This is a genomic window from Falsiruegeria mediterranea M17 (assembly GCF_900302455.1).
GTDB classification, from domain to species: Bacteria; Pseudomonadota; Alphaproteobacteria; order Rhodobacterales; family Rhodobacteraceae; genus Falsiruegeria; species Falsiruegeria mediterranea.
The window spans coordinates 172580-193154 of record NZ_ONZG01000006.1 but is presented as its reverse complement, the minus strand read 5'-3'; the positions used below and the strand labels follow the sequence as shown (position 1 = coordinate 193154).

The 20575-nt window shown below is 57.8% G+C and carries 20 protein-coding genes; 10 read left to right on the top strand and 10 right to left on the bottom strand.

What is annotated here, in order from left to right; genetic code table 11:
* Positions 1-2: 2 nt before the first annotated feature.
* Together ihfB and TRM7615_RS13460 are read right to left on the bottom strand one after the other, a co-directional pair.
* Entirely contained in the window at positions 3-284 is a 282-nt protein-coding gene (ihfB, locus tag TRM7615_RS13470) for an integration host factor subunit beta (protein ID WP_027263109.1), read from the bottom strand.
* A gap of 697 nt (positions 285-981) precedes the next feature.
* Positions 982-1371 carry a GFA family protein gene (locus TRM7615_RS13460; protein ID WP_108788357.1) on the bottom strand — a complete coding sequence of 130 codons (390 nt, stop codon included), beginning with the start codon at positions 1369-1371 and terminating at the stop codon, positions 982-984.
* 428 nt (positions 1372-1799) lie between these two features.
* Between TRM7615_RS13460 and TRM7615_RS25770 the strand changes: the two genes are divergently transcribed.
* Both TRM7615_RS25770 and TRM7615_RS25765 read left to right on the top strand, forming a co-directional pair.
* Positions 1800-2432, top strand: a complete 633-nt coding sequence (locus TRM7615_RS25770) for a DUF1254 domain-containing protein (RefSeq protein ID WP_207775236.1) — start codon at positions 1800-1802, stop codon at positions 2430-2432.
* Positions 2433-2459: 27 nt separating this feature from the next.
* Positions 2460-3326, top strand: coding sequence for a DUF1214 domain-containing protein (locus tag TRM7615_RS25765; protein WP_207775235.1), 867 nt, complete (start codon positions 2460-2462; stop codon positions 3324-3326).
* Positions 3327-3382: 56 nt separating this feature from the next.
* Here TRM7615_RS25765 and rpsA read toward each other — a convergent pair whose 3' ends face one another.
* Positions 3383-5059: a 30S ribosomal protein S1 gene (gene rpsA / locus TRM7615_RS13450; protein ID WP_108788355.1), complete on the bottom strand. Its 1677-nt coding sequence runs from the start codon at positions 5057-5059 to the stop codon at positions 3383-3385.
* 421 nt (positions 5060-5480) lie between these two features.
* Between rpsA and TRM7615_RS13445 the strand changes: the two genes are divergently transcribed.
* The 3 genes from TRM7615_RS13445 (at position 5481) to TRM7615_RS13435 (ending at position 7337) form a co-directional block, all read left to right on the top strand.
* On the top strand, positions 5481-6119 hold the full coding sequence (locus tag TRM7615_RS13445; RefSeq protein ID WP_108788353.1) for a hypothetical protein: 639 nt from the start codon (positions 5481-5483) through the stop codon (positions 6117-6119).
* A 126-nt stretch (positions 6120-6245) separates the two neighbouring features.
* Positions 6246-6551, top strand: coding sequence for a helix-turn-helix domain-containing protein (locus TRM7615_RS13440; protein WP_108788351.1), 306 nt, complete (start codon positions 6246-6248; stop codon positions 6549-6551).
* A 123-nt stretch (positions 6552-6674) separates the two neighbouring features.
* The gene (locus TRM7615_RS13435; protein ID WP_108788349.1) at positions 6675-7337 is read left to right on the top strand and encodes a hypothetical protein; all 663 of its coding nucleotides are present in this window, start codon (positions 6675-6677) and stop codon (positions 7335-7337) included.
* A gap of 234 nt (positions 7338-7571) precedes the next feature.
* Here TRM7615_RS13435 and TRM7615_RS13430 read toward each other — a convergent pair whose 3' ends face one another.
* Positions 7572-8171 carry an NAD(P)H-dependent oxidoreductase gene (locus TRM7615_RS13430; RefSeq protein ID WP_108788347.1) on the bottom strand — a complete coding sequence of 200 codons (600 nt, stop codon included), beginning with the start codon at positions 8169-8171 and terminating at the stop codon, positions 7572-7574.
* 266 nt (positions 8172-8437) lie between these two features.
* On the opposite strand from TRM7615_RS13430, the gene TRM7615_RS13425 reads away from it, so the two are divergent.
* Positions 8438-9955: a HoxN/HupN/NixA family nickel/cobalt transporter gene (locus TRM7615_RS13425; RefSeq protein WP_165821430.1), complete on the top strand. Its 1518-nt coding sequence runs from the start codon at positions 8438-8440 to the stop codon at positions 9953-9955.
* Between the two features lie 126 nt (positions 9956-10081).
* Here the strand turns inward: TRM7615_RS13425 and TRM7615_RS13420 are convergent, their stop codons facing one another.
* Positions 10082-11191, bottom strand: a complete 1110-nt coding sequence (locus TRM7615_RS13420) for an NADH:flavin oxidoreductase (RefSeq protein ID WP_108788343.1) — start codon at positions 11189-11191, stop codon at positions 10082-10084.
* 71 nt (positions 11192-11262) lie between these two features.
* On the bottom strand, positions 11263-11904 hold the full coding sequence (locus TRM7615_RS13415) for an NAD(P)H-dependent oxidoreductase (RefSeq protein ID WP_108788341.1): 642 nt from the start codon (positions 11902-11904) through the stop codon (positions 11263-11265).
* A gap of 129 nt (positions 11905-12033) precedes the next feature.
* Between TRM7615_RS13415 and TRM7615_RS13410 the strand changes: the two genes are divergently transcribed.
* The 3 genes from TRM7615_RS13410 (at position 12034) to TRM7615_RS13400 (ending at position 15611) form a co-directional block, all read left to right on the top strand.
* Complete coding sequence (locus tag TRM7615_RS13410; RefSeq protein WP_108788339.1) at positions 12034-12408, top strand: winged helix-turn-helix transcriptional regulator; 375 nt, start codon at positions 12034-12036, stop codon at positions 12406-12408.
* Positions 12409-12492: 84 nt separating this feature from the next.
* Entirely contained in the window at positions 12493-14049 is a 1557-nt protein-coding gene (locus TRM7615_RS13405; RefSeq protein ID WP_108788337.1) for an AMP-binding protein, read from the top strand.
* Between the two features lie 83 nt (positions 14050-14132).
* Positions 14133-15611 carry a sulfatase family protein gene (locus TRM7615_RS13400; protein WP_108788597.1) on the top strand — a complete coding sequence of 493 codons (1479 nt, stop codon included), beginning with the start codon at positions 14133-14135 and terminating at the stop codon, positions 15609-15611.
* Positions 15612-15956: 345 nt separating this feature from the next.
* Here the strand turns inward: TRM7615_RS13400 and TRM7615_RS13395 are convergent, their stop codons facing one another.
* From TRM7615_RS13395 to TRM7615_RS13380, 4 genes are all read right to left on the bottom strand, one after another.
* On the bottom strand, positions 15957-17474 hold the full coding sequence (locus TRM7615_RS13395; RefSeq protein ID WP_165821429.1) for an adenylate/guanylate cyclase domain-containing protein: 1518 nt from the start codon (positions 17472-17474) through the stop codon (positions 15957-15959).
* 210 nt (positions 17475-17684) lie between these two features.
* The gene (locus TRM7615_RS13390) at positions 17685-18233 is read right to left on the bottom strand and encodes a hypothetical protein (protein ID WP_108788333.1); all 549 of its coding nucleotides are present in this window, start codon (positions 18231-18233) and stop codon (positions 17685-17687) included.
* Positions 18234-18310: 77 nt separating this feature from the next.
* Positions 18311-18928: a (d)CMP kinase gene (locus TRM7615_RS13385; RefSeq protein WP_108788331.1), complete on the bottom strand. Its 618-nt coding sequence runs from the start codon at positions 18926-18928 to the stop codon at positions 18311-18313.
* Positions 18929-19021: 93 nt separating this feature from the next.
* Positions 19022-20233 (bottom strand): serine hydrolase domain-containing protein, encoded by a 1212-nt coding sequence (locus tag TRM7615_RS13380; RefSeq protein ID WP_108788329.1) that lies wholly within the window; start codon positions 20231-20233, stop codon positions 19022-19024.
* 154 nt (positions 20234-20387) lie between these two features.
* On the opposite strand from TRM7615_RS13380, the gene TRM7615_RS13375 reads away from it, so the two are divergent.
* Complete coding sequence (locus TRM7615_RS13375) at positions 20388-20573, top strand: hypothetical protein (protein ID WP_108788327.1); 186 nt, start codon at positions 20388-20390, stop codon at positions 20571-20573.
* The last annotated feature ends 2 nt before the right edge of the window (positions 20574-20575 follow it).

The following is a 20575-nucleotide window of genomic DNA, read 5'->3' as shown; positions in this document are numbered from 1 at the left end:
TGTTACTTTCCGTTCAATCGATCCCGCAGCAGCTTGCCGGTCTTGAAGAACGGCACGTGCTTTTCTTCGACATGCACTGTTTCGCCGGTTCTTGGATTGCGACCAATCCGCGCGTCGCGCTTTTTCACCGAAAAGGCGCCAAAGCCGCGCAGCTCAACCCGGTCGCCCCGCGCCATGGCGCCTGTGACCTCTTCGAACACCGTGTTGACGATCCGCTCCACGTCCCGCTGATACAAATGTGGGTTCTCATCGGCGATTTTCTGGATCAGTTCCGAACGGATCATGGTCAGTTCCCCTCCCAAGGCAACATGGTGGCGCGTAGCTATTTTTGTGATCGTACAGGAAAACTAGAGGCATGGGGAACGTTAAGTCAAAGCGTTAACGGGAAAATTCGGGATTGACGCCCAAATTTTGCGCCCCCTTTTGAAAGAATTTCAACTGGCAGCCGTGCTGCATCGCCGCAATTGGCTCACGCTGCGGGGGCGGCGACAGATGATTCGGTGCCGCAACGTCACATGACAGACCGTAACGGGGCGCCTCGACTGCCCCGTGCCTGATGCAGATCCACCTGTCGCGGCCCATCTGCCGCGCACGACCTTGAACGCGCTGCCGCTTGAAAAATTGCCTGTCCCTTGTAGCGGCTTCGCAGGCATCTGTCTTTCACGTGACCCGCAAGTCTGGAGCTCGGCACAGACTGCTCCGCCCCCCGCGCGCCACGTCGAAAATCCAGCACGTCGCCCTGAGGGCAACACTTCGCCACAACCCCAAGCTCAACCGTATCGCAGCCATGCTGCCAATCACCGCAAATCAACGTTGCCCATATGCTGATGTCGACACCGCCGAGATCTGTCGTCGTTGCCTCGTCGCGGGGGATCAGACCATCCCACTAGTCGATGATAAAGGACGCCTATGTGCTTGCAGACCAAGATGGCAACAGGAGGGACGTTGGCCAGATCTTGTTCGGATCAACATGAGCATGGCTCACGGTTCGTCGTCGTGCTCCTCGCGGTTCCCCTGGTAAAGTGTAGCGCCCACAATCCGAGGCAGCCAATTCTCGCGCCGTATGGTCCAAAGCTCGTAGGTTGGGTTAAACTGATTGGGGCCGTCCAAGGCGCCCAGGTGCAGTTCGATCTCCTCCTCGGAACAGGAAAACACCGACGAGCCACAGCGTGGACAAAAATGCCGTCCCTCATAATGCTGCGTCTGACCGGTCACGGTGACCGCGTTCTGGGGGTAGATCGCCGAGGCATGAAATGGCGCACCGTGGTGCTTGCGGCACTCCATGCAATGGCAGATCCCCACGCGGAGGGGCTCGCCTTGGGCCGCAAATCGAACCTCACCGCACAGGCATCCGCCCATAACCTCGGTCATATGCTGCCTCCTCCCGCGCAGGCCCCGCTCTCGTAAATAGCACATTCCCAACCACAAAGGTTCCGCCCTGGCGAAATGTTTCCCCGCCCCGATGCCGCGGGCAAAATACTGCGTCAAGCAGTGCCGCGCCGGGCGCAGCCCGGCGCCCGGCCCAACGGGAGGAGGTTTTTCGCCAGAAAAATTGACGACGGGCGGGAGGGCTTCGTGGATGAGGGCCTCGTCATTTGTCCTGTTCCGCTTATGTCGCCAGATCGAAATCCCTGTGTCTCTCAGCGCAGCGGAGGGTCGCCCTCGTCCCAGTGCTGCATGTCATGCGCCATGCCACATCATTGCCCTTTTGCGATCAAGGCTATTCAATAGCCATTGAGACGCTTGTCTTGATCATGACGTTGAATTGAACATCTGCTTGAAACTATTGGGACAAACATATGAAAAATCTACTTGGCTCAACTGCTCTCGCTTTCTCTCTTGTGGCTGGCGCTGCTTTGGCTGTCTCGCCCACCGGCTCGGATTTCAACGATACCGGCGACATCCTCGCGCGTTCTGCGCAGCACACCGACATCGACTATGACATTATGGTGCAGCGCGCGACCCAGGCCGCGATCTACTACATGCCTGCCGTTGCCCAGGTTGACTTCATCAAGGCCACAAAGCGTGTAGGCGGCGATTACGATACCGTGAATTTCGTGACCAAACCGTTTGGGTCAGAAAAAGGGTTCCTGACTGCCAACGATACGACCGCCTACGCATGGGGTTCCATCTCGACCAAGAACGGCCCGATGGTGGTCCAAGTTCCCCCGATGAGTGACAAGGTGGACTATTTCGGATCCTTCATCTCGGCCTGGCATGTGCCCATGGTGGATGTTGGCTCCAAAGGCGCAGACCAGGGCAAGGGCGGCAAATACCTGTTCTTGCCACCCGGCTATGACAACGCCTTTGGCACGGCAGCCGACTTGGAGGCACAAGGGTACATTATCGTTCCAGGCCTAGACACGCATGATGTGTCTTACTCGTTCCGCCCGACCCTTCTGAACGGGGCCACCCATGTCGAGGCTGGCTAACACGCCAAGGGCATCAAGGTCTATACCTTGGAGGAGGACGTCAATGGCGACATCGAACCGACGCACTATCTGGACGCCACTGACCTGCCATACGACTGTCTGCCTTACTACAACATGACCTTCATCGAAGACATCAATGATGTGGTGCAAAACAACCCGGTGCGTGAGAAAGACCGTGCCATCTATTCAATGCTGCAAAGCATCGGCATCCAGAAGGGTGAAGCGTTTGAGCCGACCGACATCCAGAAGAAAGCCGCGCTAGAGGGCCTGGAACTCGCTTACGCCTACATGCAGAACAAGTTCATCACCGAAGGTGAGACCGTTGCCCCGCTTTGGGTCAAGGATGGCGAGAAGCTGTCCGAATGGTCGTTCTGGAATTTCGGCCCCCAAGCGCAGATGGGATTCCCCTTCGAAGATGGGGACGAGATCCTGATCGACAAACGCGCCGCGACCTATTTCTACGTCACCTTCCTGCCGAACAAATTGGGTGGTGCGACGTTCTATCTGACCGGTCTGCGCGATTCAGATGGCAACATGCTGAACGGCACGGACACCTACAAGCTCAACGTGCCTGCCGATGTCCCGGCCAAGGACTTCTGGTCGGCCATCGTCTACAACATGGAAACCAAGAACTTTAATCGCGGCGTCGATCGTGTGGGCGCGTCGACCAAAGACCTGGACGACATGGTCAAGAACGACGACGGCTCGGTCGACGTATACTATGCGCCCAACCTGGATCAGGTACCAGAAGGATATGAGGCAAATTGGGTGACCACCCAGAGCGCAACAAATGCCAACGACTGGTTCTTCCTGTTCCGCCTCTACCGCCCTGAAACCAAAGACTGGTTCAAGAACTGGGTGTTGGGCGACGTCGAAAACATCTCGAAACGCTGACAAAAAAGGGCCCCGCAACTTGCGTTGCGAGGCCCCAAATTTTGCAAGCGGATGGATCAGTCGCCCGATTTCAGAGCTGCGCCCAGGATGTCGCCCAGCGATGCGCCGGAATCCGAGGAGCCATACTGTTCCACTGCTTCTTTCTCTTCCGCGATCTCGCGTGCCTTGATCGACAAGCCCAGACGGCGGGTCTTGCTGTCGACGTTGGTGACGCGGACGTCGACCTTGTCGCCGGTGTTGAAGCGCTCGGGGCGCTGCTCGGCACGGTCACGCGACAGGTCCGAACGGCGGATGAAGGATTTCATGCCTTCGTATTCCACCTCGATGCCGCCATCTTCGATTGCGGTCACTTCGACAGTCACGATCGAGCCGCGCTTCACGCCGCCAACGGCTTCGGCGAACTTGTCACCACCCAGGTTTTTGATCGACAGCGAGATACGCTCTTTGTCGACGTCAACCTCGGAGACAACAGCCGAAACCATGTCGCCTTTGCGGTAGTTCTGGATCGCATCTTCGCCACGCTCGTCCCACGACAGGTCGGACAGGTGAACCATGCCGTCGATGTCGCCGTCGAGGCCGATGAACAGACCAAACTCGGTGATGTTCTTGACTTCGCCTTCGACCTGAGTGCCCTCGGGGTGTGTTTCTGCAAACACTTCCCACGGGTTGCGCATGGTCTGCTTGAGGCCCAGGGAAACGCGACGCTTGGCGCCGTCGATTTCCAGAACCATGACGTCGACTTCCTGGCTGGTCGAAACGATCTTGCCGGGGTGGACGTTTTTCTTGGTCCAGGACATCTCGGACACGTGAACCAGACCTTCGACGCCCGGCTCCAGCTCAACAAACGCACCGTAGTCGGTGATGTTGGTGACGCGGCCCTTGTGTACCGATTCCAGCGGGTACTTGGCAGCAACCAGATCCCACGGATCTTCTTGCAGCTGCTTCATACCCAAGGAGATGCGGTGGGTCTCTTTGTTGATCTTGATGACCTGAACCTTGACGGTTTCGCCGATCGACAGGATCTCGGACGGGTGGTTCACACGACGCCATGCCATGTCAGTGACGTGCAGCAGGCCGTCTACGCCACCCAGGTCAACAAACGCACCGTATTCGGTAATGTTCTTGACCACGCCGTCGACTGCCTGACCTTCGGACAGGTTACCGATGACTTCGGCGCGCTGTTCGGCACGCGATTCTTCCAGGATAGCGCGACGCGAGACAACGATGTTGCCACGGCGGCGGTCCATTTTCAGGATCTGGAAGGGCTGCTTGAGACCCATCAGAGGGCCAGCATCGCGCACGGGGCGCACGTCAACCTGCGAGCCGGGCAGGAACGCAACTGCGCCACCCAGATCGACGGTGAAGCCACCTTTGACACGACCAAAGATCGCACCTTCGACGCGCTGGTCGTCGGCATATGCTTTTTCCAGGCGGTCCCATGCTTCTTCACGGCGGGCCATCTCGCGCGAGATAACAGCTTCGCCGCGGGCGTTTTCAGCCGCGCGCAGGTAAACCTCAACTTCGTCGCCGACAGCGATTTCAGGGGCTTCGCCTGGGTTTGCGAATTCTTTCAGCTCGACGCGGCCTTCCATTTTGTAGCCTACGTCGATGATGGCTTGGCCTGCTTCGATAGCGATGACCTTACCTTTGACAACCGAACCCTCTTCGGGGGTGTCCATTTCGAAGCTTTCTTGCAGGAGGGCTTCGAATTCCTCCATGGATGTATCAGCCATGTGGCGTGTGTGTCCTTTACAACGGTTTTTTTCTGGCCGTGCGGTTGTCTCCGCCGGTCTTGGTTAATCCTGCCCAGAACGTGGACCGGAACACATCTGATCAAACAAACACAAAGGGCCGAGGTGTACCCCAGCCCTGCTCAGACATGTCATCCGGACGTTGACCGCCCATGTACAGACACCGCGCGATATAGACAGATTCCCCCACGTACGCAAGAGAAAGCAACGGTCTTGCTCACATAGCAAAGCAACGCCCCTGAAGTTCAGGCCACCTTAAGGGGCTTCAAGGGGCTTCGCTAGGACATGTCCTAATTTTGCAACGGGCACGGCCCCTTCTAATTGAAATGGCAATTTTTCTTGATATTCATTTTGTTTAGTCATAATGATTATGTTGTAGCGTGTAAATTTTGAGGGGAGCAAAATGAACTTGAGCAGATCTTATGAGAAGTCCACATCGCTGTTGACCCTGCTTTACGCGAGTTTGTTTGCCCGCTTCTCAAAGTCGGAAACTGAAGCTTGTGACCGCCCGACGAACGGTTCCCTGACCAAAAGGCTTATGCAGACTTTTGACGAAAAGGCCACCGAGGCTCGACATCCAATTTCACCCGATTGCCGAAATCTGGACCTAGTCATAATGACTTCTGAGAACTTTGACTTCCGAGCACAGGCGACCACCTTACACCCCTACGCTCGATCGATAAGTTACTGCATGGATCCAGCTCAAGCGTGGATGCGCGTTGATCAACTGGAAGAAGAAATGACTGTGTTTTTTATTGACATTGATACATTCGAGGAAACAGTCAATGTTGTTGAAAAACTGCTGTCCTTGAGACAGAAAAAACCTAGCCTCAGTATAGTCATATTGTCTAGAACATTTGCGCGCAATGACTTCTCCATAGTGCGCCAGGCAATTGCGGATTGCTCGTTGAAGCTACCCACGACAACTATGACACTTGGCCTTTCAATTGGCGCTGCTCGAAGCAACGCCCGCGCGCGTCAATACACAACGTTCGAAGACTTCACGAACGCGTCTCATATGGATACAAATCAGTTGACTTGACAACTGTTAAGCACTAGTTAGAACCACGTCAAGTCCGCACACCAAAGACAATCAAGTTGACTGGACTTCCAATCTAAAATACCGTCTTTGCACTTACTACGTCGGTACAAAGCATGGGATTTGGTTATGAGCGCAGGCATTTTTGCCCAAATCGCACAACTGCGAGATTTGCTTAACACGATGGAGCGAGACCTTGGGATTGACAAGCTTTCCCCCAATGAGAGGGATGTGCTGCTTGCCTTCTATGCCAATGCTTGGTGTGATGGCGACGACCGCCCCGTCTGCACAACAGATGTTGTGCGAGAACATCCGACTGTTCAGCGGATTTCTCAGCCTACATTCCATAGAACGCTCAAAAAGTTGGTGGAAAAAGGCCTGGTTTTGCAGGATCGCTCGCTGGGGGCGGGCCTGTATGCTCTCCCCAAGGGTTAGGGAATGGCGCACTCTTCCGGATACATCCAAAACCGCACATGCCGCAGAACAATCGACACATTCAACACTCTCAGTTCACACAGAGTTTTCCTATAGAGGCAGTCGCGACCTCGGACGAAACCAATGAGTGGTGGCCTACTGAGCATAAAACGCTCTGAACTAGCCACAAAGACCCTAGTCTACAGTTCGATCGTGTTCTTTGCGACGAGCTTTAAGGCAGAACTGATCACTCCTTTGAAACATATGTTCCTGTTTGACCCTCTCACAGATACGAACGTTGTGTTCTTGCCATTAGGAATCATTGTAATCATTAGTTTTTTCGAAGGCAAACAGGCACCGTTGTTCATTTTGCCCGGTGCACTGATCAGTCAATTGACCTACTTTGACGTCTCGGTGTCTGGCATAGAATTCTTCGCAATTTTGGCTGTTAACGTCTGTGCAGCATCATTGGTGTTCTGTGTTTTGGATTGGACAACTCTTTGCAATCGTCGAGAAGACATGATGCATTCAAGCGCTTGGAGATTGCTGCTTTTTGGTGGGTTTGTATCTTCGGTGTTAATTTCATTGATGGTGCACAGCATTGAGCAGCAGCATTCGATGATTTGTGCACATACGGCGCAAGTCGTGCTTCTTAACGCGGTTGGATATCTGATCGGGCTGTTCGTGGTGTTAGGGCTGCTGGCTGTTTTCTTTCGCTGCGCCCCGAGATTCAGAAGAAATGCAACCATTGTACGCTGCAAGCAGAACAAACAAGAAGCGGACAGTTGGAACAACAACACCAGATAAAAATGGGGGCTAGTCCGATTGAGGAATACAGAATGCCGTTCCCCACCATTGCCACTGGCAATGCCACTCACACACACTCACGGTTGAACGGCAGATTCCGGGCCACGATATCCATCGTGGCCCGGGTCTTGACTCGAATTTTCGTCGATCAGGCGAACTCAGTTTCGAAGCCGCCATTGCAGATCACAATGGAAAAAAATCGAACACTTCGCTGTCCGCAATCAGTGGTGTGAACTACCCGGCGTTGGGCCTTGTCCCGCTGCCGGGTTCCGGCAGGGTCAACCCAATCTGGTGGCATCTGTCCAACAAAGCTTGGCGGCGGTCCAGCGAGCCGGTTGAGCCGCACAAAAGCTCCATACGGCGCGGCGACCAGCCGAAATAGCCCAACGTGCCCTTGATCCAGGCAGTGTCCAGTGATTGCCCATAGCCCTCTTGCTCGATCTCGTCCGAACGGGCACCGGCGGGGATCAGCAGAACACCCGTACGGGGTTTTTGCAGCGACACCTCGCGATCGTCGAGTTGATCATAGGCCCAGCCCCAGCTCCAGACGCGATCCACCCAGCCCTTGGTCATCGACGGCATCCCCCACCAGAACAGCGGAAACACCAGACAGATGGCATCAGCGCGGGCAATGCGATCCTGCTCGGCCAAGACATCCTTGGGCGTGTCGCCCTCTGACTCTTGCAAGGTCCAAAGCGGATTGAACCCTTCGGCATGCAGATCGGCCAATTCCACGGTATGCCCGGCAGCCTGCGCGCCCTCCATGAACCGGGCGGCGGCAGCGGCGCTGAAAGAGGCAGGGTTCGGGTGGTCAAGAACGGTGAGTACGTGCATGTCATCCTCGGGCTGGTGTCTGAGGGCGACTGTGCAAGCTCAACCTACCTTGAGAGCAAGGGAAAAATGACCCACTTCTGTGCGACAGACACGGTTTGACACGACGTTTGCCTGGGCACCTCCTCTGGTCTGCCCGCCAAATCTTGCCCAATTCAAATATGTGTACTTGACGAATTCCGGCAGTGCTTCACGATGTTATACAGTATCAGCAGAGGGGCCTGAGCTTGTTTCAACGTAATCGGCGACAGTTTTGGAGTACTTTGATCTTGCCAGCTTTGCTGGTTGTCACGCTGCTGTTTCCCGTGGCGTCCCGGTCTGCGCCGGACTTGGTGCAATGGGATGCCTTGGCTTCGACCAGAACCACAGAGGGTGCGCAACAGAGCACCGCAATATCCGTGCCCCCGGCACACGGGCTGGATCCGGACAAACTCGACGAATTTACCGCGTTAGGGTTGGATGTTTCCGTTCTTCAGTCCTCGTCCATAGCCTCGCATCTGCTGGATCAGGCCCTGGTCCTGGATGGCTATGTGCTCCCCCTGACGTGGGAGGCGGATCGAGTTGTGGAGTTTTTGCTGGTGCCCTGGGTTGGGGCCTGCATTCACACGCCTGCGCCACCGCCCAATCAAATCATCCATGTATCCTATCCCGACGGGTTGAGCCTTGCCAAACAGTATGACCCCGTACGGTTGACTGGTGTTTTGAAGCACAAGCCAGACTACCATCCCCTTTTCCTTGTCGATGGCAGCCGGGCGATCCCCACGGTCTATGAGATGGAAAACGCAGCCCTGTTCGGCAAGCCGGGCGATATCGTTGCCGCCTCGGCGTCCAATATCCCGGCCATGGCGCGGGCGCAGATCTGGGTCAACGGGCTGTTCACGCAAAGCATGTCAGCCCTTGGCGGGGGCGGCTCCATTTGGGCGATGGGGTTCGCTTTGCTTTTGTCTTTCGGTTACGGCGCGCTGCACACCCTTGGGCCCGGTCATGGCAAAACGGTTGTCATCTCGTACTTTGTGGGAACCGGAGGAAGCCTGAATCGTGGTCTGAAGATGGGCGTTCAGATTTCCGTGATTCATGTGCTGTCTGCTGTGGTGGTTGTGTTTGTGCTCGACTTCACCGTGCGCTACGCGACCGGGTCCGCACCATCTGACTATCGCGGCATTCGGTTGGGCAGCTACGCGCTGATTATCGCGATCGGAGCCATCATGGTCTGGCAAGCGGTGCGCGCCATTCTGGCACGGCGGTCCGTGCCGCATGAGCACGATCATCACGACCACCACCATCATTCGCATGATCATGATCATCACCACGACCATGGGCATGACCACGATCACGCGCATCATCACGGGCACGCGCACCATACACACGATGCACACAGTGGATGTGCTGCCTGCGCCAGTGCAGCGGCTGCAGAAAGCAGCGGCGGTTGGCTCGCGGCTTCGGTGGGCGTGGTGCCTTGTACCGGGGCGCTGTTGGTGATGCTGTTTGGGTTGGCAAACGACCTGATCTGGCCCGCAATCCTGATGGTTGTGTTCATCTCGATCGGGATGGCCGTGGCCATGTCGGCAATCGGTGTCGCCGCGTTGTGGGGGCGCCAATGGGCGGCCAGCAAGTTTGATGCTGGTTCAAAGGGCCTTGAACGGTTTGAGCTGGGTATTCGTTTTGCCGGTGCGATGTGCGTGCTGGCGATCGGCCTGGTGTTGTTCAGTGTCACCTGGTCCTTGAGCCCGATGCCCGATGTTCCTGTGACCAATATCGCCCAACCTTCGACGGAAAGCACTGGCTGAGAATCGTCGCGAGCAATGCTCCCCCGTTGGTTGGATGGGTCAGAGAAAGAGCCTCTCAAACGAACAGCCCGCCCATCGAGGGGCGGGCCTTTTTCATCTCTGAAGGCCACTTAGCGGCCAAGAGCGTCAGTACAGCTTGTGCAGCATGTCCTTTTCGTAAGCAGCCAGATCAGCCAACTTGCCGGCTTGGACCTGATTGGCCCAATCAGGGTTGGCGATCAGGGCGCGACCGACGGCGACCATGTCGAACTCATCCCGATCCATCCGGTCGACCAGATTGTCGATACTGGCGGGTTCCGCCGCTTTGAAATCGGCGGTGCCATCTTCGGGCAGGAAGTCGGCGTTAAGGCCAACCGAGCCCACGGTGATGCAGGGCTTGCCCGTAAGCTTGCGGGCCCAGCCAGCAAGGTTCAAGTCGGAACCGTCGAACTCGGGCTCCCAAAAGCGGCGGGTCGAGCAATGGAAGATATCGACGCCGGCCTCGGCCAAGGGTTGCAGAAACGCACCCAATTCTTCGGGCGTTTCGCACAGGCGGGCGCCGTAATCCTGTTGCTTCCACTGCGAGAAGCGGAAGATCACTGGAAAGTCCCGGCTGACGGCGGCGCGGACGGCCTTGACCACCTCAAGCGCGAACTTTGAGCGGGCGGTCAAATCTCCACCATATTCGTCGTTGCGCTGGTTGGTCCCGTCCCAAAAGAACTGGTCGATCAGATAGCCGTGCGCGCCATGGATTTCGACCGCATCAAAACCGATCGCTTCAGCGTCCTTGGCGGCTTTGGCAAAGGCGGCGACAACGTCGTTGATGTCGTCCTGGGTCATGGCGTGGCCACGAACCTTGCCCGGCACGGCCATGCCGCTGGGGCTGTAGCCCGGAGTGTCGCCTCCGGGGTTGATGCCCGGCTTGCGAATGGCGCCCACGTGCCAGATCTGGGGCGCGATCTTGCCGCCTGCCTCGTGCACGGCGTCAACCACTCGCTTCCAACCGGCCAGCGCCTCGTCGCCAAAGAAAGCAGGCACATTCGGATAGGCGATGGCGGCAGGGTGATCGACAAAGGTGCCTTCGGTGATGATCAGGCCCACGCCGCCTTCGGCCCGGCGACGGTAATAGTCGATAACGGCATCATTGGGCACGTTGCCGGGCGACATGGTGCGGGTCATGGGCGCCATCACAACGCGGTTCTTGAGGGTCAGTTTTTCGCTTTCCAGCGGGCGAAAGAGGGCGTCGGCCTGGGTCATGTTGTTGGTCCTGCAATCTATGTCTGACAAAAACCGGGGCGGCCTTTCGGACCGCCCCCGCAAGGTGCAAATCAGGCGATCTCGGTCACGAATGTCTCTTTCGACTTGCGGACCTTTTTCATCGGCAGCAGCCAGTCGGCGTCTTCCTGACGGTAGCCAAGCGGCAGCAGCACGACCGAGCGCAGGCCCTTTTCCTGCAAGCCCAAAATCTCATCTACTTTGGCGGGATCGAACCCTTCCATCGGGGTGCTGTCGACGTCCAACTCAGCAGCAGCAGCCAGGGCAAAGCCCAGCGCAATATAGGCCTGACGGGCGGCGTGGTCGTGGTTCACCCGCTCGTCACGCGGCAGGTAGTTGGCTTTGAGGTTCTCGTAATACTGGTTCAGCATCGGGATCTCGCCGCGCTCGTCCGTCATCTGCTGCGTCACCGCGTCGATGCGGTCGGCCGAGTAGTTGTCCCAGGCCGCGAACACCAGCAGGTGCGACCCTTCGGTGATCTGGGCCTGGTCCCAGGCGTGCGGGCGGATCTGGGCGCGGATGTCGGGGTTGGTCACAACAAACAACTCAAACGGCTGGGTACCGCTCGAGGTAGGGGCCATGCGCACGGCCTCGACGATCTGGTCGACCTTGTCTTGCTCAACCGGTTTGGCGGGGTCCATCTTCTTGGTTGCGTAGCGCCAGTTCAGCTTGTCGATCAGGGTGCTTTTGGTCATGTCTTGCGTCCTTTGATGGGCATCTGCCCAGGGGTGGTATAATTTTGTAACCGGCTATATATGTGACACCAGATAGCCCCACAAGAAGGCACATGTCTGAGCCTCGGTCACATAGAGGGAACCACCGCCATGAACAAAGCCAATCAATGCCCTGAATGTGGACGCATAAACGAGGTTCTGGGCCGCGTCGGTGACCGGTGGAGCGTGCTGATCGTGATCTCTCTGGCGCAGTACGGTACGCTGCGGTTCAATGAACTCAAGCGGCATCTTGGGATTTCGCAACGCATGCTCAGCCTGACGTTGCGTGCTTTGGAGCGTGACGGCCTGGTCAACCGCACTTATCACCCGACAATCCCGCCCAAGGTCGAATATTCGCTGACGCCATTGGGGCAGTCGTTCCGCAAACCGGTCGAGGTGATGGGCCTTTGGGCGCTGGAAAACCTGGGCGCCATCGACAAGGCCCGCGCAGCCTATGATGCCGAGGCCGTAGCGGAAGACGCATAACCTCTCAAAGAATAGTCTTTTGGTTTGCGCGCAGACGCTCCTAGAGTGGTGGCAATCAAAAGAGAATTCAGGGAGGGTTTTTGCGTGGGTATCATCACCAGCACATTTCCGGACGTGGCACTGTCCGATTTGACCATTACGCAGCGGGTGTTTGCGGGGATCGACCCCGAGATGACCATTCTGATCGACGGTCCAACCGGGCGCAGCTACACGGGCGCGCAGTTCATGGGAGCCGTCAAATCTCTGGCCGGGGGCCTGGACGCGCGCGGCATGGGTGCAGGCAAATGCGTGGCATTGATGCTGCCCAACATCCCCGAATACTGCATCGCCTTTCATGGCGTGGCCTGGGCCGGGGGCACGGTGACCACGATCAACCCAACCTATACCGCGCATGAGGTGAACCATCAGCTGCGCGATGCCTCGGCCGATACGCTGGTCACGATCGAGATGTTTCTGGAAACCGCCCGCGAGGCGATCAAGGGCACAGGCGTGACCAAGATCGTGGTGATTGGTGACGCGCCCGAAGGCACGGTGGCCTTTTCCGATCTGATGGGCGCCCCCATGGCCGAACAGGCCCCGGTGGATGTGGCCGAACACGTGGTGGCGCTGCCTTACTCGTCGGGCACGACCGGCCTGCCCAAAGGGGTGATGCTGACCCATCAGAACCTGGTGGTGAACACCGATCAGACGCTGGTGCCCTCGGACCTGACAAATGGCGAGCGAACTGTGGTGTTTCTGCCGTTCTTTCACATCTATGGCCTGCAGGTGATGATGAACATCTACCTGGCTGCAGGCGGTGCGCTTGTCACCATGCCGCGCTTTGACCTGGAGCAATATCTGGACCTGATCAGCGAAAACAAAACGCCCAGGCTGTGGATCGTGCCGCCGGTGGCGCTCGCTTTGGCGATGCATCCGCTGATTGACAAGTATGACCTGTCGTTCACAGATCAGATCTTTTGCGCAGCTGCCCCACTCGGGGCGGACGTCGGCGATGCTTTGGCCAATCGGCTGAGCGCGCGGGTCAATCAGGGCTATGGCATGACCGAGCTTAGCCCGGTGAGCCATATTTCTCCCAACGGGGTGGGCAAATCGGGGGCTTCGGGCGTCACCATCCCCAGCACCGAATGCCGGATCGTGAACCCCGAGACGATGCAGGATGCCGCAGACGGCGAAGACGGCGAGCTGTGGATCCGCGGGCCGCAGGTGATGAAGGGATACCTCAATAACCCCAAAGCCACCGCCGAGACAATCACCGAAGACGGTTGGCTGCGCACCGGGGATATCGCGCATTTCGATGACGAAGGATTCGTCTATATCACGGACCGTCTGAAAGAGCTGATCAAGTACAATGGGTTTCAGGTCGCGCCTGCCGAGCTGGAGGCTGAGCTGTTGACCCATCCCGACATCGTGGACGCTGCTGTGATCGGCAAACCGGACGATGCCGTTGGAGAGTTGCCCATGGCGTTTATCGTGGCTGCTCCGGAACAGACCGCGCCCGATCTTGAGGCCGTGCAAGCCTATCTGGGCGATCGGCTGGCGCATTACAAACAGGTTCGCGTGCTTGAGGTGATCGACGAGGTGCCAAAATCGCCGTCGGGCAAGATATTGCGTCGTTTTCTGAAAGACCGCATCACAGGTTGACATGCTAGGGCTTGGATGAAGGGATCAGGCGGGTGTTTTCGGCACCCGCCTTTTTCGTCAGGTACGATACGAAAGGCAGCCTCATGAGCAACCACACCAATTTCCTGGTCATTATCTCGGATGAACATCGCAAAGATGCGATGGGTTGCGCGGGTCATCCGATCGTGAAGACGCCAAACCTGGATGCCTTGGCTGCACGTGGCACGATTTATGACGCAGCCTATACCCCCTCGCCCATGTGCGTGCCCACGCGGGCCGCGCTGGCGGCGGGCGATTGGGTGCACAAGACCGGCAATTGGGACAGCGCCACACCCTACACCGGGCATCCGCGCAGTTGGATGGGCCAACTTCGTGACGCGGGGCGCGAGGTGGTGAGCATCGGCAAGCTGCATTTCCGCTCTGGCGAGGATGACAACGGGTTTTCCGAGGAGATCCTGCCAATGCATGTGGTGGGGGGCGTGGGCTGGGCCGTGGGTCTGCTGCGGGAAAACCCGCCGCCCTATGACTCTGCTGCAGAACTGGCTGGCGATGTCGGTGTCGGCCCGTCGACCTACACCGACTATGACCTGGCCATCACGGACGCGGCCGAGGCCTGGCTGGCCGACCCTGCACGCCAAGAGCATCCCTGGGCGGCTTTCGTGTCGCTGGTCAGCCCACATTACCCCCTCACCTGCCCCGAGGGGTGGTCGGCGCTTTATGACCCCGCGGATATGGATTTGCCGGTGGGTTACGGCCAGGACATCCCCGATCACCCCGAGCTGCGCAACATCAAGGACTTCTTCCACTACGACGACTATTTCGACGAACAGAAGATGCGCGAGGCCAAGGTGGCCTACTACGGGCTGACGTCCTTCATGGATGACTGTGTGGGCCGCGTCCTGAAAGCGCTGGAAGAGAGCGGGCAGTTGGAAAACACAGTGGTCCTGTATGTTTCGGACCACGGTGACATGATGGGGGATCAGGGGTTCTGGACCAAACAGGTGATGTACGAGGCCAGCGCCGGTGTCCCGATGATCGCCGCAGGTCCGGGGGTTCCCGCCGGGCACCGGGTGGCAACCTGCACCAACCTGGTCGATATCGCGGCCACCGCGCGCGAGGTCTGCGCAGTGCCCGAGGACGATGCCAGCGCGGAGCTGCCAGGCATGTCCCTGCGCAATATTGCCAATGCGCCGGATGATTTGGATCGCACAGGGTTCAGCGAGTATCATGACGGCGGCTCCAAGACCGGGACGTTCATGGTGCGGTGGGGACACTGGAAATACGTGCACTACGTGGGCCATTCACCGCAGCTTTTTGATTTGAACACGGACCCGCATGAACAGGTGAACCGTGCCGTGGACGGCGTAAATGATCCCGAGGTTCGGGCAGCCCTGATCGAAGGCGAACGGCGCCTGCGCGAGATATGTGACCCCGAGGACATCAACGCCCGCGCCTTTGCCGATCAGCGCCTCAAGATCGCAGAACTTGGCGGGGAAGAGGCCTGTCGCACGGCCTTTGTGTTCAACCACACGCCAACACCCGTTGAGCAAGCGGAGCTGAACAGGCAAAAGGACACGCATTGACGTAAGGTCATGAGTGGGAAATCGCCAGTTTGGGCTAAGTCTCGACGCTTTTTCCGCTTCGAACTATGGAAAACCTTAATTGAACCCTTCGTTCCGGGGACATAGGTACGTCCGACAGATTGCCTCCCCGGACCGGATTTTGACGATGTTCCGACGGCGGCACGGTCTTTGCTCAGCAAGGATCAGATACACCCGCCGTGGACTACGACGTCCTGCCATCACTCACGAACGGCGGGTTGGGCCGGAGCGCCGAAAGGTTGCTCCGGCCTCCTCTCTTGTTGACGAGAACACAACTCTTGGAATGGGCCGCGTTGGTTCCCAACAATTTCGTATGAAGGACAAGTCCTAAGCTGCAGCCTGCTTTCCAGACAACCACCAGGTCTCCACCTCGCCAATACCTTTGACGTCGACCAGCCCGCGTGGAACAAATTGGAACCCCGGTTCCAGCTCTGCCTTTACCTCTGCAGTGACTTGAATGCGGCCCGGTTCCCCGAGGCTTTCCATTCTAGAGGCTGTATTCACCGTCTCGCCCCAAACGTCGTAGAACAGCTTTCGGCTCCCGATAACACCAGCCACGGCCGGACCTGCGTGAAGCCCGATGCGAACCTCAAGGCCTTCGGGAAACTCCGAAGACATCTCGATCACGACCCGTTGCATGTCCAGGGCCATCTCTGCCACGCGATGGACCGGGTCCCCGACTGGGGACGGCATCCCGGCGGCAACCATATAGGCGTCCCCGATGGTCTTGACCTTTTCCAGCCCGTGTTTTTCCGCCAGCTCATCAAAGGCACTGAATATCTTGTTCAGAAAACCCACGACATCCTCGGGCGGCAATGAAACGGCCCTGGGCGTGAAATCCACGATGTCGGCAAACAGGATCGCCACCCTGGGGAGGCTATCGGCGATTGTCCTGTCCGGTTCGAGCTTCAGGCGGGCTGCTATGTCGGCGGGCAGCAGGTTGTACAAAAGCGCCTCAGACTTGGCATGCTCTTTTGCCAACTCTGCACGCTGGCTTTCGACTTCTTGGTAGAGGTCGCCAAGCTGCTCACTCGTGGCGTTGACATTGTGAGCCAACTCGCCGAGCTCATCCCGATTTGGAACAGAGACACGGGCGTCAAAGCCCCCTTTGGCAACTGTATCCAGCGTTTGTCCGATCCGCCGAACCGGCCAGATCAGAGAGGACGAGATGGCATAGCCCAGCAAGAGCGATATGCCTACGGCGACCATTGCCGAAGTAACCACCAATTGGCGCGAGGTCTGATAGGCCACAGCCGTCGACCTGGCCTTGGCGGCCATGTCTCTTTCGATGCCTTGGACGACGGTATAAACATCGCGCTGAATGCTGCGCAGCGGTTCAAACAGTTTTTCCATGGCATAAGGGGCTGCCACCGGCTTGCCTTCTTCGCGACGCAGGCGTTGCACCTCGATGGCATGTGGCCGGAGAACCGCCAACTCAAACCGAAGGCGCGCAACTAGGTCCGCGTCCTGCATGCCAGCTTGCCCGAAGTGCCGAACGCCCTTGGCAACGAACAATTGAAGGTCGCCGACACGAGCATCAACTGGGGCGCCAAAAAATCCCCCTGACCCCGCATTGTTGAGCCCATAGGGTGTGTATTGTCCGACAGTCATCGCGATAAGATCGCCGACATATGCGTGGATTTGGGTGAAATACTCGATGCGCTCCTGATCTCGGATCAATGCTTGGGTACGGGCGTGAGACTGCTGCAATGAGTAGAGCCCAAAAAGCGACAAGGCGACAAGCAGACCGGTGATGCCCATGAATGCAATCAGCAGTTTGGAGCGGATCGATAAGCCAATCGCTGCAACGCATCGCGTCAGAATATTGGGTTGTTTAACCACCATCGGAAGAAATCCTAGAGGGAAATCTAGAAAACAATCTGCGTCCAAGTATGCCCTTTTGACCAGGGTTTCGCAAAATACATTCATTTTGGGGGCCATCACCCGCGCTGTAGAAATACGGGGGTTGGTGCAAACAGCGCTGTCGCGACAGCATGTTTCGCTTCGCAGTCTTGCAACATTGGCTCCGATCGCCGCCAATCCGCTTGCACCTGCTTAGATCTCTTCGCCCTTCTTGAGAAGTTCCTCGATCAGCGCGCGTTGCAGATTGCCGCTGTCGCCGCCGCCATATTGCGCGGCGCCCCCCGAATAAAGCGTTCCGTAGGTTTTGGCGATGTTGACGGTCTGCGCCAGGCCCGAGATGAACTGATCCTTTTCCAGCGGCGACAGCGGGTGAATGAACGCAGCCCATAGCGTGCCGTTGGCAATGGCATAGCGGGCGTCGAGCGCGGTATCGAAATTGGCCTGCATCATCCGCTGCATGTCTTCACTTGTCAGTTCGTCTGCTCGGCGGATCGGAACCATGGCGCGCATGCGGTCGGCGACCGGATCAGTCACCACGATAATCGGCACGCCTGCAACGGACAGCTCGAACCCCGGACCGCGTGGCTGTGCATCAGGATCGAGGACAAAGATGATCTTACCCAGCCGTTCATAAGTCATCGGCTGTTCGGCTTCGCTGGCCTTGGGCGCTTCCTCCGCGTCCTGAGCAGCGGTCATCGTGCCCAGGGACAGCATCGACAAGAGCAGGACAAGACGGATCATGGCGGGCCTCCGGGTTTGGGATATTCCAAGCCTAGGGAGGCGCGCACCGATGAGCGATACACAGGTTGGTGATCGGCTCAACCGTCATGCGGTAACCTGCCCTGCACGATGGCGATGGCTGCCGCCAGCGCGTCGTCGATCGACAGCTCGCTGGTGTCCACCAAATTCGCGTCCTTGGCAGGGATCAGTGGGGCCTGCGCGCGCTCCATATCGCGGGCGTCGCGTTCCTTGACATCGGCCAGCACCTGTTCGCGGCTGATATCCGCTCCCTTGCCCGCCAACTCCAGATAGCGGCGCTCGGCGCGCACTTCGGGCGTGGCGGTGACATAGAGCTTTACCTCGGCTTCGGGACAGATCACCGTACCGATATCGCGGCCGTCCAGCACCGCCCCACCCTCGCGGCGGGCAAAGGTGCGCTGGAAGTCCACCAATGCCGCGCGCACTTCGGGGATGACGGCGACCTTGCTGGCGGCCTGCGCCACATGCGCAGTGCGCAGGTCGTCACGCTCCAGATCTTCGGGCCTCAGCTCCAACGCGGCGGCCTCGGCCGCTTCACCATCCAGCGTCCGACGGCCAACGGCGCGGTAGAGCAGCCCGGTGTCCAGATGCGCAAAGCCGAAATGCGCCGACACGCCCTTTGAAATCGTGCCTTTGCCGGCTGCGGCCGGTCCGTCTATAGCGATGGTGAAACGCATGGAGCTCCCCTAACAAGGTCTGTCTCACCTTATTTGATCTGGGCGCCGCTTTGGCAATCCCCGGCGCTGCGTTTTCCATGCCGGGGACAGCGCTTAGTTGCCTGTCAGAGCCTCATAGACCGCGTTGCGCAAGACCGGGCGGTAGTATTCGCGCTGTTCAGGATTCTGAATCATGAAGACAACGGCCATGTCCTTCGCCGGATCAATCCAGAAGTAGGTTCCGGCAAAGCCGCCCCACCACATGTCCCCGACCGAGCCCTTGCCAGTTCCCGCCTCAGACTGACGCACAGCAAAGCCCAGGCCAAAGGTGTTCTCGTCCCCCAAGAGGTCATAATTGCCCGGACGCACACCAATCAATTGATCCCTACCCATATCCGCCACGGTTTCGGGTTTCAGGATGCGAACGCCATCCAACTCACCGCCGTTCAACAGCATACCTACAAATTGCAGGTAATCCGGCGCGGTCGACATCAGGCCACTGCCGCCCGAGTGATAGGCAGGTTCGATCATGGGATCGAACAGGAACCCCTGCTGGCCTGGCAGGGCGATACGGTCGTCCTTGTCCTGTGGCACAAAGAATGCGGTGTCGATCATGTTCAGGGGATCCAGGACCTCGGCCTGCAGGAACTGATCGAGCCGCTGCCCTGAAACAACTTCGATCACATGGCCCAAAACATCCGTTGACCTGCCGTATTCCCAGGCCGCGCCGGGTTCATGTTCCAACGGCAGCCTGGCGATCAGACGGGCGTGATCGCCGGTACTGACCGCGGTGTCCAGCAGGTTGTGTTTCTTGTATTCGTCGCGCGCAAATGTGTCGCCGAAGAACCCGTAAACGATGCCCGAAGTGTGTCGCAGCAGATCTCGGACAGTGATCTCGCGTTCGGGCTCATAAAGACCGCTCACCTCGATCAGTTTGGTTTCGGCAAATTCGGGGATGTATTGGCTGAGTGGCGCGTCGAGTTCCAAATGCCCGCGTTCGACCAGTATCATGGCCGCGACCGAGACGATGGGTTTGGTCATTGAAAAGATCCGGAAAATGTCGTCGATCTCTTGGTTTGGGCCATCGGGTGTCCGTTTACCCGTCGCGTGGTGCAGTGCCAGCCTGTCGTTCCGCAGGATCGAAACCGTGCCGCCCAGAATACGCCCTTCGGCCAAGTCCCTGTCCAGCATCTGCGCGATACCGGCCACCTTGTCCGGATCAAAGCCCACCTCGGCCGGATCCACTTGATCAAAGGCAGCGACCCATGTGGGCAAAAGCGCAAACCCGGTCACGGTCAGCGCCTGAATAATGGATTGTTTGAACATCTATCTCTCCCTGATTGCGCCTGTTCAAAACGGCGCAATCAGAGTGTAACATGAAAATTGAGTTATCGTTCACTTATTTCCCCGTCAATCGCAATTGCAGGGCTCGGATGGAGTATGTTAAAGAACGTACACTCACTCAATTCAAGAGACGATCATGGATATCTGGTTTTACGTCGGCATCGGCCTGATCCTTTGGGCGGTCAAGGATCTGTTCATGGGCTACACATACCTGTGGGAACCCGTCGCAAGCGACGAGGATCCGTGGACCTATTGGACCGTATTGCTGGTGTGGTTCGCCCTTGGCATCGGCACCGTGGTCTGGTCACTCGGCTATATCTAAGC